Origin of the sequence: Geminocystis sp. CENA526, assembly GCF_050753365.1 — a bacterium.
Classification (GTDB): domain Bacteria; phylum Cyanobacteriota; class Cyanobacteriia; order Cyanobacteriales; family Cyanobacteriaceae; genus Geminocystis.
Map to the genome: position 1 here is coordinate 1 of NZ_JBLZFY010000221.1, position 2373 is coordinate 2373.

Sequence of the window (2373 nt, forward strand, 5' to 3'; positions counted from 1 at the left end):
ATTATTAACTAAAGGGTTTATTATTCTAGGTGTTTTAACTGTAATTTTTGTTATTGGTTTATTTGCTTCGATCGGTCATTTTGGAACTTTTAGTAGTTTATTGGCTATATATCTTGGAGGGCTAGGTTACTATTTTATCTATTATTTATGTGGGAAAAATAAATCGTGGTGGTTATTAATTTTGATTGCCGTCAGTCAAATGATTTTATTAATTAGTCCCATTTTTCTGGTGATTTCGATCGTATTTAGGGATATTTTACCCGGAGATGTATTTAATTTACCAGAGGATGCCAATTTTTTCTCTCATTTAATTGCCAACTTTTTCGGGGCTGGATTAGCAGAAGAATTGGCAAAAGCTATACCCGTATTTATTCTTATTGCCATTAGCTCAAAACTGCAATCGCCTTGGCGTGAAAAGATGGGAGTAACTGAACCATTAGATGGTATCGTCATGGTGGCGGCTTCGGCACTCGGTTTTACTCTTTTTGAAACGTTAGGACAGTATGTTCCAACTATTATTAATGAAACGGAGGATTTATCCATTGGACTTCAGTTATTAATTCCTCGTATTATTGGCTCAGTGTTTGGACACATGGCTTATAGTGGCTATTTTGGTTATTTTATTGGTTTAGCGATGATGAAACCATCAAAACGGTGGCTATTATTAGCAATAGGTTGGCTAACTTCCGCTTCACTTCATAGTTTTTGGAATGCCTCCGCTTCCCTTTCACGATCGAATGCTGTTCTAGTTTTAGGAATTTCTGGAATATTTGCCTATATTTTTTTAGTGGCGGCTATTTTAAAAGCCCGTCAACTTTCTCCTCATCGTTCTCAAAATTTTGCTACTCAAGTTTATCATCGGAGTCAAAAGCCATGAATAATTTACCTAGAGAAAAATTAATCCAAATAATCAAAGAACAAGGTAGTAATTTATGTAATAATCCTTCTCGTTGTAAGGGCTTTTTACTAGACTATTGCGGTGAATATCGAGCTGAAATTAAAGTTTTAATAGATGCACTCTATGAGGGAATAGCTACTGATTTGCTCAATATCAGTCAGGGAACTCCGAAAGAGTCTATTTTAGCTCGATCGAAAAAAAAATTAATGGATCTTAGTTTTCAAGAAGAAGCGTCTCAATGGGCAGTGGAAACTTGGGCTTTAGCGTTAGGAGTAGTAACCGAATCCGAGTTAAAAGAAACTAAACATTCCTCATCTTTTAACGTTTCTCCTCAAACCAATGAGGGAAAGAAAAGTCAGCAATTCCCTGAATCGGAAAATCAACATCTTGAGAAAAAAAGATTGGAAGTTGAAAAACAAAAACAATTAGAGTTAGAACGACAACAACTTGAAACTGCAAGAAAAATAAAACAAGAGGAAGAACGTCAACGAGATTATAATGAAAAAATCAACATAGAAAAGCAAATTAGAATTGAAGCTGAACGTAAACTGAAAGAAAAAGAGACACAAGATTTTCAAAGATTACAAAAAGAAAGACTTGAAGCTAAAACCAGACGAAAAAATACTATTCTGGGTGTGCTATTAGGTTTATTTCTGTCAGGAATAACAATTATTTTTTCCTTAATACAAAACCAAAATCAACTAGAACAACAACAAGTTAGGGAGGAAGTGACTCCTCCGCCATCACCTACAAAACCGCAAGAGAATATACAGACGCTCATTGTCAGTGATGGTAGTCAAGAACGTTTAGTAATAGAAAATCTTTATTCGGCTTTATCGGCTAAAAATTATCAGGAGGCTCAAAAATATTATATACCTCAATTATCTGATGTATTTAATCCTAGTTTTTTTGATCAATTTGTCCAAGTCACCGTTGATAATTTACAGACAACTATTCAAACAGTAGATACCCTTACTTTGGTGGGTCAAAATACTTACTATTATCCTGATGGTTCAACTCAAATAGAATTAAGGTCTTATACAGTGCAAAAGAATCATTATTTAATAATAGTTGATTCAGATTTTATCAAAGTAACTAAATTTCGATAGTTTGACTATTTACAAATAATCTGATGGAACTCAGGTTATTATATTAGTGTTGATTATAAATTTAGTCCATAAATTTCTAATTATGAATCAAACTATTATCCCTCAAATTAACCTAGAGAATTTAGTTAACTCAGCTAAACAAGAAACTCTGCTAATGATTGAAAATGGAATCGATATTGGTGATAGCTCGATCGTAACGCCCTTAGAATCGACAGCCAATCAATATCCAGAAATAGCTGAACTGTGTAATCAGTGTGGATGGTTCGGTAATTTTTTCCGTTAAATATTTTTGATGTTATCAGGAAATAGTCGATTTTGTTCACTTTTACCATTAAGCTAAATTTGGAAAGATTTATTTTATTAATC

The 2373-nt window shown here is 33.4% G+C and carries 3 protein-coding genes; all 3 read left to right on the forward strand.

The window, feature by feature from the left end; translation table 11 throughout:
• Positions 1 to 877: PrsW family intramembrane metalloprotease (locus ACN4EE_RS22840; protein ID WP_431708813.1), on the forward strand; the 877-nt coding region annotated here is incomplete at its 5' end.
• Positions 874 to 2007: a hypothetical protein gene (locus ACN4EE_RS22845; protein ID WP_431708814.1), complete on the forward strand. Its 1134-nt coding sequence runs from the start codon at positions 874 to 876 to the stop codon at positions 2005 to 2007. The genes ACN4EE_RS22840 and ACN4EE_RS22845, both read left to right, overlap by 4 nt.
• Before the next feature lie 82 nt (positions 2008 to 2089).
• Complete coding sequence (locus ACN4EE_RS22850; protein ID WP_431708815.1) at positions 2090 to 2290, forward strand: hypothetical protein; 201 nt, start codon at positions 2090 to 2092, stop codon at positions 2288 to 2290.
• The last annotated feature ends 83 nt before the right edge of the window (positions 2291 to 2373 follow it).

Excerpts from the sequence above, each read along its gene's own strand:
- ACN4EE_RS22845 (WP_431708814.1), top strand. The coding sequence starts at position 874 with ATGAATAATTTACCTAGAGAAAAATTAATCCAAATAATCAAAGAACAA.
- ACN4EE_RS22850 (WP_431708815.1), top strand. The coding sequence starts at position 2,090 with ATGAATCAAACTATTATCCCTCAAATTAACCTAGAGAATTTAGTTAAC.